General features: G+C 65.3%; 16 protein-coding genes. 10 read left to right on the forward strand and 6 right to left on the reverse strand.

Features of this window, described 5'->3' with window-relative positions:
- Window positions 1-172: 172 nt before the first annotated feature.
- Together CAL26_RS08890 and CAL26_RS08895 are read left to right on the forward strand one after the other, a co-directional pair.
- Window positions 173-1,774 (forward strand): MDR family MFS transporter, encoded by a 1,602-nt coding sequence (locus CAL26_RS08890; RefSeq protein ID WP_094846528.1) that lies wholly within the window; start codon window positions 173-175, stop codon window positions 1,772-1,774.
- A 2-nt stretch (window positions 1,775-1,776) separates the two neighbouring features.
- The gene (locus tag CAL26_RS08895; RefSeq protein ID WP_094846529.1) at window positions 1,777-2,220 is read left to right on the forward strand and encodes a MarR family winged helix-turn-helix transcriptional regulator; all 444 of its coding nucleotides are present in this window, start codon (window positions 1,777-1,779) and stop codon (window positions 2,218-2,220) included.
- A 62-nt stretch (window positions 2,221-2,282) separates the two neighbouring features.
- Here CAL26_RS08895 and CAL26_RS08900 read toward each other — a convergent pair whose 3' ends face one another.
- On the reverse strand, window positions 2,283-2,441 hold the full coding sequence (locus CAL26_RS08900; protein WP_086064239.1) for a DUF3309 family protein: 159 nt from the start codon (window positions 2,439-2,441) through the stop codon (window positions 2,283-2,285).
- 236 nt (window positions 2,442-2,677) lie between these two features.
- On the opposite strand from CAL26_RS08900, the gene CAL26_RS08905 reads away from it, so the two are divergent.
- Window positions 2,678-2,953 (forward strand): DUF1488 family protein, encoded by a 276-nt coding sequence (locus CAL26_RS08905; RefSeq protein WP_094846530.1) that lies wholly within the window; start codon window positions 2,678-2,680, stop codon window positions 2,951-2,953.
- Between the two features lie 21 nt (window positions 2,954-2,974).
- Here the strand turns inward: CAL26_RS08905 and CAL26_RS08910 are convergent, their stop codons facing one another.
- Entirely contained in the window at window positions 2,975-4,408 is a 1,434-nt protein-coding gene (locus CAL26_RS08910) for an aminotransferase-like domain-containing protein (protein WP_094846531.1), read from the reverse strand.
- A gap of 166 nt (window positions 4,409-4,574) precedes the next feature.
- Between CAL26_RS08910 and CAL26_RS08915 the strand changes: the two genes are divergently transcribed.
- Window positions 4,575-4,937: a hypothetical protein gene (locus CAL26_RS08915; RefSeq protein ID WP_143277374.1), complete on the forward strand. Its 363-nt coding sequence runs from the start codon at window positions 4,575-4,577 to the stop codon at window positions 4,935-4,937.
- A gap of 8 nt (window positions 4,938-4,945) precedes the next feature.
- Here the strand turns inward: CAL26_RS08915 and CAL26_RS08920 are convergent, their stop codons facing one another.
- On the reverse strand, window positions 4,946-6,571 hold the full coding sequence (locus tag CAL26_RS08920; RefSeq protein WP_094846533.1) for an NAD(P)/FAD-dependent oxidoreductase: 1,626 nt from the start codon (window positions 6,569-6,571) through the stop codon (window positions 4,946-4,948).
- A gap of 519 nt (window positions 6,572-7,090) precedes the next feature.
- Here CAL26_RS08920 and CAL26_RS08925 point away from each other — a divergent pair.
- The 3 genes from CAL26_RS08925 to CAL26_RS08935 all read left to right on the forward strand — a co-directional run bounded on the left by CAL26_RS08925 (window position 7,091) and on the right by CAL26_RS08935 (window position 8,040).
- Entirely contained in the window at window positions 7,091-7,228 is a 138-nt protein-coding gene (locus CAL26_RS08925; RefSeq protein WP_086064245.1) for an entericidin A/B family lipoprotein, read from the forward strand.
- A gap of 97 nt (window positions 7,229-7,325) precedes the next feature.
- The gene (locus tag CAL26_RS08930) at window positions 7,326-7,538 is read left to right on the forward strand and encodes a hypothetical protein (protein ID WP_086064246.1); all 213 of its coding nucleotides are present in this window, start codon (window positions 7,326-7,328) and stop codon (window positions 7,536-7,538) included.
- Between the two features lie 79 nt (window positions 7,539-7,617).
- Window positions 7,618-8,040, forward strand: a complete 423-nt coding sequence (locus tag CAL26_RS08935; protein ID WP_143277375.1) for a BPTD_2524 family lipoprotein — start codon at window positions 7,618-7,620, stop codon at window positions 8,038-8,040.
- Here the strand turns inward: CAL26_RS08935 and CAL26_RS08940 are convergent.
- Entirely contained in the window at window positions 8,037-8,285 is a 249-nt protein-coding gene (locus CAL26_RS08940) for a hypothetical protein (protein ID WP_094846535.1), read from the reverse strand. The two genes, CAL26_RS08935 and CAL26_RS08940, sit on opposite strands and share 4 nt — an antisense overlap.
- Before the next feature lie 15 nt (window positions 8,286-8,300).
- Window positions 8,301-8,558, reverse strand: coding sequence for a hypothetical protein (locus tag CAL26_RS08945; RefSeq protein WP_094846536.1), 258 nt, complete (start codon window positions 8,556-8,558; stop codon window positions 8,301-8,303).
- A 99-nt stretch (window positions 8,559-8,657) separates the two neighbouring features.
- Here CAL26_RS08945 and CAL26_RS08950 point away from each other — a divergent pair, with 99 nt between their 5' ends.
- Window positions 8,658-9,128: a hypothetical protein gene (locus CAL26_RS08950; protein WP_179283298.1), complete on the forward strand. Its 471-nt coding sequence runs from the start codon at window positions 8,658-8,660 to the stop codon at window positions 9,126-9,128.
- On the opposite strand, the gene CAL26_RS08955 is transcribed toward CAL26_RS08950, so the two are convergent.
- Complete coding sequence (locus tag CAL26_RS08955) at window positions 9,113-9,748, reverse strand: TetR/AcrR family transcriptional regulator (protein WP_094846537.1); 636 nt, start codon at window positions 9,746-9,748, stop codon at window positions 9,113-9,115. The genes CAL26_RS08950 and CAL26_RS08955 overlap by 16 nt on opposite strands.
- A 68-nt stretch (window positions 9,749-9,816) precedes the next feature.
- Here CAL26_RS08955 and CAL26_RS08960 point away from each other — a divergent pair, with 68 nt between their 5' ends.
- A complete protein-coding gene (locus CAL26_RS08960; protein WP_094846538.1) occupies window positions 9,817-11,100 on the forward strand; it encodes an MFS transporter in 1,284 nt (427 codons plus the stop codon).
- Window positions 11,101-11,222: 122 nt separating this feature from the next.
- The gene (locus CAL26_RS08965) at window positions 11,223-12,512 is read left to right on the forward strand and encodes an aspartate carbamoyltransferase (RefSeq protein WP_094846539.1); all 1,290 of its coding nucleotides are present in this window, start codon (window positions 11,223-11,225) and stop codon (window positions 12,510-12,512) included.
- The last annotated feature ends 30 nt before the right edge of the window (window positions 12,513-12,542 follow it).

Raw genomic sequence — 12,542 nt, forward strand, 5'->3', positions numbered from 1 at the left:
GGCCCCCCGCTTTCCTTGTAATGGCGGGGGCTGCGCTACTGTAGCACCCCGGACTTTGAGGCCCTACCCGGCTTCGACACCGCGTCCGGCCCCGGTGCCGCGCGGCGCATTCGACGTTTGGCGCGGCTTGCGCTAGAATCTTTGATAGATCAATTATTGATGTATCCATAAAATGGCTCCCCGCGCTCCCGCCACGCCGCACTCCGCCGGCCAGGTGTTGCCGTTCCGCCAGTCGCTGATGGCGATGATGGGCATGTGCTTCGTGGTCATGATGGTGGCCATCGACCAGACGGTCGTCGGCACCGCCTTGCCCACCGTCGTCGCCGAGCTGAAGGGCTTCGACCTGTACGCCTGGGTAGCGACCTCCTATCTGCTGACCTCGGTCATCACCGTTCCCATTTTCGGACGCCTGGGCGACTACTACGGCCGCAAGCCCTTCGTCGTGTCGGCGATCGTGGTGTTCACCGCGGCGTCGGCGCTATGCGGGGCCGCCGACAGCATGCTCTTCCTGGTGATCGCACGCGCGCTGCAAGGCATAGGCGGCGGCATGCTGGTGGGGACGGCGTTCGCATGCATACCCGATCTGTTTCCGGATTCCTACGTGCGCCTGCGCTGGCAGGTCATGTTCAGTACGGCTTTCGGCATCGCCAATGCGGTGGGGCCGTCGCTGGGCGGGTTTCTCACGGAGTACTACGGCTGGCGCTCGGTGTTCTACGTCAACATCCCCGTCGGTCTTCTGGGCTTGTACTTCGTCTGCCGCCATCTGCCGCACCTGCGGCACAGCGACCCCAACCAGAAGATTCGTCTGGACTGGCCCGGTGCGCTGCTGATCGCGCTGGCGCTCGGCGGCCTGCAACTGGTGGTGGAGCTCTTGCCCGGCAAGGGCGTCGACAGCGTGACGGTGTCGCTGGCCGTGGCCAGCGTGGTGGCCTTCGGGCTGTTGTTCTGGTGGGAGCGGCGCTGCGAACAGCCGCTGCTCCCCTTCGACATGTTCCGCAATGCCAGCCTCGCGCCCTTGTTCGTGCTGGCCCTGCTGGTCGGCGTGTCGATGTTCTCGCTGCTTTTTTATGCGCCCCTGCTGCTGCAGGGCGGCTTCGGGCTATCCCCCAAGGACGCCGGCCTGTTGATCACGCCCATGGTGGTGTGCATCACGGTGGGCAGCATCGCCAACGGCCGCATCGTCACGCGGATCAAGAACCCGAACAACATGTTGTACGTCGGCTTCCTGCTGATGTGCCTGGCCACGGCGGGCGTCATTTCCACCCACAGCTACACGCCGGGCTGGCTCATCGCCACCTATATGCTGGCCGCCGGACTGGCCCTGGGCTTCATCATGCCCAACCTGACGGTTTTCGCGCAGGAGACGGCGGGCCGCGCGCACCTGGGGATCGCCACCGCCTTGCTGCAGTCGCTGCGCATGGTCGGCGGCATGGTCGGTACCGCGGTGGTCGGCACCATGGTCAACCACAGCTATGTCAGCGGGGTGCGTGCGTCCCTGGAGAGCGGCCAGGCGACGCGCTGGCTGGATGCCTTGGACGATCCGCAGATACTGGTCAATCCTTCCGCTCAGCAGCAATTCCTGCAGCAGGTGGCCGCCGTTGGCCGTGACGGCGGGAGCTATCTCGAGGCGGCCCGCGTGTCGCTGGTCGGCGCCATCCATGACGGACAGATCATCGTGCTGGCGATATGCATCCTGTCGCTGTGGTTCGTGCGCCGCGTGCCTCCCGTACGCCTGACCCGGCGCAGCAAGGTCGCCAGCGCCCCCGCGGAGTAGACATGCCGAAGGAGCAACATGGGCTGCATACGGTGCAGATGCTGGGCCAGGCCTATCGCGCGATGATGGCGGCCTTCGAGGCGAACGTGGGCCACGCCTTGCCGCGCTGGCGCATCCTGCTCGCCCTGCATGAGGCCGGCGCGCTGTCGCAGAAGGTGCTGGCGGAACGCTGCCGCCTGGATCCGGCGTCCCTGACGCGGCAGCTGCAGGCGATGGAAGCGCTGGGCTGGATCAGCCGCACCGTCGACGAAAACGACAATCGCCTGATCAACGCCGTGCTCACGCCGCAAGGCAAGCGCGTGGTCGCCGACGCGCTGCCGCGCCGCGCATCGTTTTTCGACCATGCGATGCAGGGGCTGACCGCCGACCAGATCCGCGACTTCCATGAAGTCCTGGCCACGCTGGAAGACAATTTCAAGGCCGTCCAGCAGCGCGTGGCGGGGTGACGGCCCATAAAGAATGCCGGCTCCCGAATGGGAGCCGGCATTCCTTCCCCGCGGACTGGACGCTATATGGCGCCAACCAGCAGCAGCACGATGACGATGACCAGCACCAGTCCCAGGCCGCCGCTGGGGTAGTAGCCCCAGCTGCGGCTGTGCGGCCAGGTGGGCAGGGCGCCGACCAAGAGCAGAATCAAAATGATCAACAAGATGGTTCCGAGAGTCATGTCATTCTCCTTATGCCGGTTGAAGTCCGAAACAACCGATAGGCGATGCGCGATTCGCATCACATTTGACGATGAGCAAAAATCGGACCCGGCTTACAGTTGCAAACACCATCGGCGGGAAAAAGCAAATCATCCGTACGCAGGATGTTGCCCAAATACGTCGCTAATCCTTAAGCGTTACACACTGACATATGCCGCTTCGATACGATAAGTCGACCATCGCACGGAGATCGGACATGACCTACGATAACAACGCCGTTAACGATCGCGCCGCGCATGTGATCTGGTTCGAAACCTCGGCCGGCGCCAGGACCATCAAGGCCGGCGTCTCCTGGGAACTGCTGCGGGACCGCTTCGGCGCCGGCATGGAAGAAGAAGACCTGCTGACGGCGTATCGCGGCAACAGCCGCATGCTGCACGCGCTGGCGCAGCGCAAGTTCCTGGAAAGCCATCCGGTGCCCGTCATGTTGGGGCAGGCCGATTTCGCCGGCGAAGGCCGGCACGGCCGGTAGGACGACCGGCGCGGGCACGCCTCAGTGCTTGCCGCCCACGATACGGCCGAGCGCCTTGATCGCCGCCTGCAGTTCAGCGCTCATGGGGTGCGAGCAACTGATACGTAAAAAGTGCTCGTAGCGATCCGAGTTGGAAAACATGCGGCCTGGCGCGACGCGTATGCCGTCCCGCAACGCCAGTTCGAATACGTCCTTGGACGACCGCGCGTCAGGCATTTCGACCCATAGCAGCATGCCGCCCCTGGGCACGCTCAAACGCGTCCCGCGCGGGAAGTGCTCCGCGATCGCGTGAGCCATGCCTTCGCGCTGCGTTTTCAGCCGCCGCCGCAGGCGCATCAGGTGGCGATCGTAGGCCTTGGATTGCAGGACTTCCGCGATGGCGATCTGCGGGGTCGCGCCGTTCGGGCGGCTTTGAACGAATTTCAGCATGGCCAGCCGGGCTTTCCAGCGGCCTCCTATCATCCATCCCAGGCGCGACCCCGGCGCCAGCGTCTTCTGCATGGACGCGCAGTAGATGACGTTGCCGTCGCGATCCCATGCCTTGGCGGCGCGCAGCGGCTCGTCGCCGTCGGCCAGCGCGCCGTAGGTATCGTCCTCGATCAAGGGGATGGCCTGGCGCTCGCACAGCGCGACCAGCCGCGCCTTGTCCTCGTCGGGCATGATGCTGCCCAGCGGGTTGTGCAGGTTGGGTACCACCACCACCGCCTTGATGTCGGCGTGGGTCTGGAACGCCAGGTCCAGGGCCTCGATGGACAGCCCGCGTTGCGGACTGGTGGGGATTTCCAGCGCGCGCATACCCAGGCTGCCGATGACCTGCAGCAGTCCGAAGTAGGCCGGCGATTCCACGGCGATGGTATCGCCCGGGCCGGCCACCGCGCGCAGCGCGATGTTCAGTGCTTCTATGCAGCCGTGGGTGACGATGATGTCGTCGGGGCTGGCGTTGATGCCCGCGTCCAGCGCGCGCCTGGCCAGCGTCGCGCGCAAATGGGGATGGCCCTGGTGCGGCGCCGGCCGCGCCAGCGATTCCGGATAACGGCGCACGGCGCGCAGCATGGCCTGCTTCAACGCGTCGACGGGGTAGGCGTCGGGCGGCGCGACCGAATTGGCGAAATCGACGCGCGGCGGATGCATCGCGCTTTTGGCGATGAAGTCGGACACGCGGTCATGGATGCCGACATAGGACGCGGCGTCCAGGACCTGGCGCGTGTCCGGCTCGTCGACCGGCAACAGCTTGGCGCGCTGGGTCTTGAGCACGAAATAGCCGGAGCGCGGCCGCGCTTCGATCAGGCCGTCGTCCTCCAGGCTGCGGCAGGCTTGCAACGCGGTGCTGATGCTGACCTGGTGGAGCCGGACCAGGGTGCGCACCGATGGCATGCGCGAGGTAGGGGCGAGGACTCCGGAATAGATTGCTTGCCGGTAATGCTCGGCCAAACGCTGATACAGAGGCTGTTCCATCGCTCAATCATTGCGTACGCCAGCAGAGACGCAATAGGCACAGTTGTAGAGGAATCCGACGGTAACAGAAATCCTAGGTGTCAATTGCTTCCGTGCACAAATCTCGGTCCTGTGCCTGGGACGCCGCGCAGACGGCGCCTAAGCTGCACAAGGTCTGGCAAAACACTTGGAGGTAATTGTGAAAATGGCTCGCTCGGACTGGGATATCGCGCTTTCATCCGGTGAAACACGCGTGGTTTATCTGCCACGTCGTGCGCTTATCCTGGGCGTCAAAGGGCACGTCACTGTCGTGGAACGTGTCAACGGCATTGGTGATGCCGGATTCAGCCTGTGCATTCCGGTGCGAGGCGGCGAATCGCACACGCTGACCTACGGCGGCCAGGTGCTGGTCCGCGCGACGCAGGTTTCGAATCTGCACATCGTCCCCCCGCAGCCGTATTTCGCGGCATGGGGCGCCCGCTGCGCGCGTATGTTCAAAGGCCTGCAGCAGACGGCTTCCGCCGTCAGCCGCCATCTGCACGGCGTATGAAAGGCGCTTCAGGCGGCGCGTGCTCCATGGCGCGCGACGATATCCCGTGCGACCGCTTCCGCGATCTCGATACCATCGATGGCCGCGGAATAGATGCCGCCCGCATACCCGGCGCCTTCCCCGGCCGGGTACAGTCCGGCCGTGTTGATGCTTTGGCAGTCGTCGTCCCGGCGCTTGATGCGCAGGGGGGATGACGTGCGGGTTTCGACGCCGGTCAATATCGCATCGCCCATGGCATACCCCTTGATCTTGCGATCGAACGCCGGCAGGGCTTCGCGGATGGCTTCGATCGCGTAATCGGGTAGGGCGGTCGACAGGTCGGTCGGTGTGACGCCCGGCGTATACGAAGGCTGCACCGCGCCCAGCGTGGTCGATGGCCGCCGCGCCAGGAAGTCTTCCACGCGCTGTCCGGGGGCGAGATAGCCGCCGCCGCCCAGCTCGAACGCGCGCGATTCCCAGAACCGCTGGAAGTCGATGCCCGCCAGCGGACCGCCGGGGTAGTCGTCGGGGGTAATACCCACCACGATGCCCGCATTGGCATTGCGTTCGGCGCGCGAGTATTGGCTCATGCCATTGGTGACCACGCGATTCGGCTCGGAAGTGGCGGCCACCACGGTCCCGCCCGGGCACATGCAGAAGCTGTACACCGACCTGCCGTTGTTGCAGTGATGCACCAGCTTGTAGTCCGCGGCGCCGAGCACGGGATGGCGCACGTGCTTGCCGAAGCGGGCACGGTCGATCAGGCTTTGCGGGTGTTCGATGCGAAAACCGATCGAAAACGGCTTGGCTTCCAGGTAGACGCCGCGGTCGTGCAGCATCTGGAAAGTGTCGCGGGCGCTATGGCCGACGGCCAGCACGACATGCGTGCAGGGCAGGTATTCGCCGCCGGCCAGCGTCAGGCCGCGCACCCGTCCGCCGTCCACGTCCAGGTCTTCCACCCGGCTCTGGAAGCGGACCTCTCCGCCCAGCGCCTCGATGGATGCGCGCATCTTCTCCACCATGCTGACCAGGCGGAAGGTGCCGATGTGCGGCTTGCTGACATACAGGATTTCATCCGGCGCGCCGGCCAGGACGAATTCCTCCAGCACCTTGCGGCCCAGATGGCGAGGATCCTTGATCTGGCTGTAAAGCTTGCCGTCAGAGAACGTGCCCGCGCCACCCTCGCCGAACTGGACGTTCGATTCCGGATCGAGCACGCGCTTGCGCCAGAGGCCGAATGTGTCCTTCGTTCTTTCCCGTACAGATTTGCCGCGCTCCAGAATGATGGGACGAAAGCCCATCTGGGCGAGGATCAATCCGGCGAACAGCCCACAGGGCCCCATGCCGATCACCACAGGGCGCGACGCATCGGAAGCCATGCCGGCGTTCGCGACGAATCTGTACTGCATATCAGGCGTCTCGGCGACGTGCGGATCACCAGCACAGTTCGCGCGCACGGACGTCTCGTCCCGCACCTGTACGTCGACGGTATAGACCAGCTGGATGTTGTCGCGCTTGCGGGCGTCGTAGCCGCGGCGGTGGACATGCAGGGATAACAGATGGGAGGCCGGGACCGCCAGGCGCGCGGCGACGGCTTGGGCCAGCGCCGGTTCGGGATGATCCAGCGGAAGCTTGACTTCGGAAATACGTAGCATGGTGTGGGAATCCGGCGCCGCTTATGGCGCATAGGCGCGGGCGCCCGATGGGCCCGCAGGCTGCAGTGTAGCAAGCAGCCGGGGCCCGATCGCGGCTTGCCGCGGCTATTCCCCCAGCCGCACTCCGCCTTGTGGGGACGGGGGTGAATCCGGAGGGTCGCCAGGCGTCGGCGGGTCGCCCGGTATGGGCGGTTCGCCTGGGGCGGGTTCCCGGTGAGGCGCGTCCGCGATCAAGTCTTCGACGACATGCGCCGAGCTGGGCGTACGCGGGTTCAAGGTGTTGGGCGCTATGGACATGGCGATCCCCCTGTGTGGATGGACCTTGCAAGGGGCAAGCGCCATACCCGTATGGCCGTTGTATGGCCATCGTATCGCCGCCGGAGGGCCGGCCGGACGGAACAGCGATTGGGCTGAAACTGCTGGGCACGAGCCTTGCTGAGTGGGCCACGTCTGGATGGGCGACCAAAGCGTCCAGGATCCGGAAACTTCCATCCAAACGACTCTATAAAGGAAAGACCGATGAAAAACAAAGCCATTCTCGCTGTTCTGCTCGCCGTTGCCGCCCTGTCGGCCGGCTGCAATACCGTTTCCGGCGCTGGTAAGGATATCGAGCGCGGCGGAGAAAAAATCCAGGGCGCGGCCGATCGCAATAAGTGATGCACCAGGCGCCGGCGGTCCCGCCCAACGCGGGGCCGCCGGCGTCATGTCTGTTTCATGCATGTGGTTACGTTGACATCCGCTGGAGGCGATCACAATGTTCAGAACCATGCCCTCGCTTACGCCGGATCAATTCCGCTGGTTGAAGGAATTGCGTTCGCGTGCGTCGCTTGTGGGGTTCGAAATACCCGAACCCGTGCGGGGACAACTGGCAGCCTTGAATTACATCGAGGACCGCGACGGCAAGTCGACGGTCACGCGGCCGGGCGCGGCCGCACTGGGTTCGTACCGCGAGCCGCTACGCCCCTGAGCCGATCTGGCCTGGCCGACGGTATCGCTCCGCAGCTGATGCATAATCCACGCTTCATCTAGGAACGTGGAGCAGGGTAATGCCCGGATGCCGTCCATTGCTGTTCGCCGCGCTGGCATTGCTGGCCGGCTGCGCGTCGGGGATCGAACCCGGCGGCAATTTTCCCACCGTGACCTTCGACGTCGCCACGCCTTACGACGCGGCCCTGCGCCGCGGCAGCGAATTCGTGCGGACCTGCCATACCGCGCCCGAGCATCCGTATGGCGTGGAGTATCGCGACACCATGACGCTCGACGAGAAGTTCGCGGTGGGGCGCATCGTGGTCATCAAGGTGCCCGAGCCCAACGTCCATCTTGAAGTTCTCGAGTTCAAGCCCAAGGGCAAGACGGACGCCACCGTGACAGCCACGGTGGTGGGACGCGATACCTGGGACCAGAAGGAGCTGGAGGCCGTCCAACGGTCCATCGAGACGGCGACCCCTGTCTGCCGGCCCGCGAGCTAGGCTTTCGACTCGTCCTTGGTTTCGGTTTCCGACAGGTCGGAGGCCTCATTGGCGTAGACGTCGTTTTCCGGACGCGGGATGCCGGGGTCGCCAGGGTCCGACAGGGCCCGGCCGTCGCGCGGCATGCCGGCTACGGTGGGCGATTTGTCGGGCTCCGGCAGGATACGGGTGCCGCGGCGCGTGGCTTCGTCGGCATTGTGGATCGAGTTGCGGGGATCCTGGGCGTTGCGAGGCGTTTCAGGCATGGATGCTCCTGCGGTTCAGAAAATGTTCGAGTCGCGCACGTGCTTCTTGTATGGGGCCGGCTTGGTGTTGTCCGCCCAGCTACCATCGCCACGGGTTTCCTCTTCGGGCTGGCTGGCGTCGCGGGCTTCGTCGGGCGTGCTGGCGGTCGGCGCCGGCGGCAGGTTGGGGACGTCGACTGGCGAGTCCGGCGGAAACACCCGGCCTTGCTCGCCGGCTTCCTCGCGCCGGGAGCCTGGGTCGCTGGCTTTATCGGCTGATATGGGCTTGCTCATGATGGGCTCCTGTCATATTGGATATCCGGCGCAAGGCGCGTTCCCGTCGCACGCAATCCCCGCTATGCTTGCGTCTGCCGCCGTTCAGGCCATGGAACCATGGATTACACAGATCACCCTCGCTCTTCCAACGCCTACCAGGCGCTGACGTCCCACGCGCTCTCAGGCTTTCGTTTCCTGGGCTGGATCAATGGCATCGCCGCGCTGATGCTGCTGGCGTTTTCCTTGGGGGTGGTGGGGGGCGATGTCGATCCGCCCGATCTGCGGCAGCCCATCGCCGCCTTTGCGCTGGGGCTGGCTGCCTGCGCCGTCGGCGTGCTGTTTTCCTATCTGGCGCACTTCAGCGTCTTCCGGCAGATCGCGGCCGGCCGGAGCGGCAAGGGCCATTGGCTGCCGCTGGTCCTGGCCGCGCTGGCGTATTTCGCCAGCGTCGCCGCTTTCGTGATGGGGTGTTGGGGGGCGGCCACCGCGGCGGCCGATACCCCGCAGAACGATGTCTCCTACCGCGCCGACGCGGGATTCGCCGTGCCGTCGCTGCCGCTGCGCGGCCAGCTTCACTCCGGCAAGTAGGCCGATATCAGTTTTTCCGCCGCGTTCGCGACGCTGCGGGCGGGCCCGCCGCCGGATTGCTTGAAGATCTGCGCCGATACGAAGCAGCCTTCGAGCAGCAACAGCAGGGCGTCGCCCAAGGTGTCGGCGTCCACCGCGCCGGCCTCGCTGGCCAACTGGCGCAAGCGGGCGCGCAAGGCATGCTTGTTCGCCTCGGCAACGGCCCGGCCGGGATGCACATCCCGATCACCGGGGTATTCCACGACCGCGTTGGTCAGGGCGCAGCCCCGGTACTCCGGGCGCTCGATGCGCCTGGCGACATGCTGGAAATACGCCAGCAGCTGCGCGCGGGGGGCGCCGGCATGCGGCCGGATCGCGTCCTCGAAGCGCTGGAAAAACGCCGCGTCGTAATCCTTCAGGTACGAGGCCGCCAGTTCGTCCTTGGAACCGAAACTGCGGTACAGCGTGGGCTTGGTCGCTCCCGCCTGGGTGACGATCTCGTCCACGCCGACGGCGCGTATGCCGTCGCGATAGAAAAGCTCGTGCGCCGTGCGGCGGATGCGTTCCGCCGCACGCGGCGGGTTGGATGAGCCGGAATCGGTGCCCGTGGTCCGGGCGGCGGAGGGTAAGGCGCGTGTCATGGTATGGCTTGACAATGTTACCGAGCGGTACGTAAGATTCGCCACTCGGAAACGTACCGGTAAGTAACATGACTATAGCTCGTTCCAGGCCGTTTGGACAGAAGTACGCCTTCGTCGTGGTCGCGATGGCCTTCATCGCCCTGCTGGTGGGCGCCGGCCAGCGAGCGGCGCCCGGCGTGCTGATCGTGCCGCTGGAGCAGGCATTCGGCTGGGGGCGCGATGTGACGTCGCTGTCCGCCGCCATCGGCATTTTCCTGTACGGCCTGGTGGGCCCCTTCGCCGCGGCGTTGATGCAGAGCTTCGGCGTGCGCCGGACCTTGATCTGCGCCTTGATCCTGATGGCCGTGGCCAGCGGCGCCAGCCTGTGGATGACGCAACCCTGGCATTTGATCCTGTCCTGGGGCGTGCTTTCCGGGCTGGCGACGGGTTGCGTGGCGGTGGTGTTCGGCGCCACGGTGATCAATCGCTGGTTCGTCAGGCATCGGGGGCTGATGATGGGCATCCTGACGGCGAGCACGGCAACCGGAACCTTGATTTTCCTGCCCGGCATGGCTGCCCTGACCGAGGCGGGCGGCTGGCGCCCGGTGGTGATCGTGGTGGCGGGGGTCTGTCTGGCGCTGGTGCCGCTGGCCTGGTGGCTGATGCCCGAACGGCCCTCCGACATCGGCCTGGTGCCTTATGGCGCCGAACCGGGCTACGTGCCGCCCGCGCCGCTGCACAACAACCCGTTGAAGGCCGCTTTCGGCGCCCTGAAGCGCGCCATCGGCACGCGCAATTTCTGGTTCCTGTTCGCGACGTTCTTCGTCTGCGGCTTCACCACCAACGGCCTGATCGGCACCCACTTCATCGCCTTGTGCAGCGACCAGGGCATCGCCGAGGTGCGCGCCGCCGGCCTCCTGGCGATGATGGGCTTGTTCGATCTGGTGGGAACGACCGCGTCGGGCTGGCTGACCGACCGCTACGATCCTCGCAAGCTGCTGTTCATGTACTACGGCCTGCGCGGGGCATCGTTGATATTCCTGCCTTTTTCGGATTTCTCGATCTACAGCCTGGGCATCTTCGCGGTGTTCTACGGATTGGACTGGATCGCCACCGTGCCGCCGACCTTGAAGCTGGCGGTGGAGAGTTTCGGCGAGCGGGATGCGCCCATCGTCTTCGGCTGGATCGTGGCGGGGCACCAGATCGGCGCCGCCAGCGCGGCATTCATGGCGGGCGCGGTGCGGCAGGCGCAGGGCAGCTATTTCCTGGCCTTCATCATTTCCGGCGCGACAGGGATCGTGGCCGCGATCATCGCCTTGCAGATCCGCAAGGCCAAGGTGCAGGGCGTCCCCGTGGTGGCCAACGCGGCGTGATGGCGTGATGGCGTGATGGCGTGATGCCCCAGTCACCCGCCGGGGCATATACGCAAAAAATCCATTGGACGTTCGTGGGTGGCCTGCGTAATATACGCAAAGCGTATACACGTGAGGCCGCCATGTCCATCTCCCAGCAAGCTTTCCTGCGCGACGCCATGCGTCGCCTCAACCTGACGCGCGACGTCTTCGCCGCGCGGATCGGCGTCAAGCGCCGCGCCCTGGATACGTGGCTCCTGCCCGAAGGGTCGCAGGAGTTTCGCGCCATGCCCGAGGTGGTCGAGCGATTCGTCACCGAGATCGTCCAGAACGGCGACCTGCGTGAAAAGTATACGCAGAGCGGACAGGACGGTCCCCTGCGTGACCGCATCAGCATGGAAGGCAAGCATCAACTGCTGTCGGTCGACCAGTTCACCCGCGAATCGGTCGAAGACCTGTTCCGGGTCGCCGACATGATGCAGCCCATCGCACGGCGGCAAAAGGTGTCGCGCGTGCTGGAAGGCGCCGTCCTGGGCAATCTGTTCTTCGAGGCCAGCACGCGCACGCGCGTCAGCTTCGGCTCGGCGTTCTGCCGACTGGGCGGATCGGTATGCGATACGACCGGCTTCACGTTTTCGTCCATGGCCAAGGGCGAGTCCATCTACGACACCAGCCGCGTCATGAGCGGCTATGTCGACGCGATGGTGATACGCCATCCCGAAAAGGGTTCCGTGGCGGAATTCGCCCGCGCCACCAATATCCCGGTGGTGAACGGCGGCGACGGGCCTGGAGAACACCCCAGCCAGGCGTTGCTGGACCTCTACACCATACTCACCGAGTTTTCCCGCCTGGGCAAACTGCTGGACGGCGCGCATATCGCGATGGTCGGCGACCTGAAGTACGGCCGCACCGTGCACTCGCTGATCAAGCTGCTGGCGCTGTACCGCGGCGTCAAGTTCACGCTGATCTCGCCGCCCGGGCTGGAAATGCCGGCCTACATCGTCGAGCAGGCCGCCAAGCACGACAACGTGATCGAACAGAAGCAGTCGCTGGACGGCCTGCAGGGCGCGGACGTCATCTACGCCACGCGGGTGCAGAAAGAGCGTTTTGCCGATGAGGCGCAGGAAGGCTACACGCCCGACTTCCAGATCAACCGGGCGATCATCGACACCTACTGCGGCCCGGATACCATCGTCATGCATCCGCTGCCGCGCGACAGCCGGCCGGGCGCGAATGACCTGAGCGTGGACCTGAACCATGATCCGCGCCTGGCGATATTCCGGCAGACGGATAACGGCATTCCCATCCGTATGGCCATCTTCGCGGTGCTGCTCGGGGTGGAAGGCCTGGTGCAGCATTCCATGCGGGACGTGACGTGGCGCCATCCGTCGCACGTCGGCCCGGACGACTCCGCCTTTCACGGCCTGGATTGATCGTCCTGGCGCGCCGCGCCATCCGCGTAT

The sequence above is a fragment of the Bordetella genomosp. 9 genome, assembly GCF_002261425.1.
Taxonomy (GTDB): domain Bacteria; phylum Pseudomonadota; class Gammaproteobacteria; order Burkholderiales; family Burkholderiaceae_B; genus Bordetella_C.

Bases quoted from the DNA above. Each gene is read 5' to 3' on its own strand.
- CAL26_RS08890 (WP_094846528.1), top strand. From the start codon at position 173: ATGGCTCCCCGCGCTCCCGCCACGCCGCACTCCGCCGGCCAGGTGTTG.
- CAL26_RS08945 (WP_094846536.1), bottom strand. From the start codon at position 8,558: ATGAGCAAGCCCATATCAGCCGATAAAGCCAGCGACCCAGGCTCCCGG.
- CAL26_RS08900 (WP_086064239.1), bottom strand. From the start codon at position 2,441: ATGACTCTCGGAACCATCTTGTTGATCATTTTGATTCTGCTCTTGGTC.
- CAL26_RS08920 (WP_094846533.1), bottom strand. From the start codon at position 6,571: ATGCTACGTATTTCCGAAGTCAAGCTTCCGCTGGATCATCCCGAACCG.
- CAL26_RS08950 (WP_179283298.1), top strand. From the start codon at position 8,658: ATGGATTACACAGATCACCCTCGCTCTTCCAACGCCTACCAGGCGCTG.
- CAL26_RS08925 (WP_086064245.1), top strand. From the start codon at position 7,091: ATGAAAAACAAAGCCATTCTCGCTGTTCTGCTCGCCGTTGCCGCCCTG.
- CAL26_RS08930 (WP_086064246.1), top strand. From the start codon at position 7,326: ATGTTCAGAACCATGCCCTCGCTTACGCCGGATCAATTCCGCTGGTTG.
- CAL26_RS08965 (WP_094846539.1), top strand. From the start codon at position 11,223: ATGTCCATCTCCCAGCAAGCTTTCCTGCGCGACGCCATGCGTCGCCTC.
- CAL26_RS08960 (WP_094846538.1), top strand. From the start codon at position 9,817: ATGACTATAGCTCGTTCCAGGCCGTTTGGACAGAAGTACGCCTTCGTC.
- CAL26_RS08905 (WP_094846530.1), top strand. From the start codon at position 2,678: ATGACCTACGATAACAACGCCGTTAACGATCGCGCCGCGCATGTGATC.
- CAL26_RS08910 (WP_094846531.1), bottom strand. From the start codon at position 4,408: ATGGAACAGCCTCTGTATCAGCGTTTGGCCGAGCATTACCGGCAAGCA.
- CAL26_RS08955 (WP_094846537.1), bottom strand. From the start codon at position 9,748: ATGACACGCGCCTTACCCTCCGCCGCCCGGACCACGGGCACCGATTCC.
- CAL26_RS08940 (WP_094846535.1), bottom strand. From the start codon at position 8,285: ATGCCTGAAACGCCTCGCAACGCCCAGGATCCCCGCAACTCGATCCAC.
- CAL26_RS08935 (WP_143277375.1), top strand. From the start codon at position 7,618: ATGCCCGGATGCCGTCCATTGCTGTTCGCCGCGCTGGCATTGCTGGCC.
- CAL26_RS08895 (WP_094846529.1), top strand. From the start codon at position 1,777: ATGCCGAAGGAGCAACATGGGCTGCATACGGTGCAGATGCTGGGCCAG.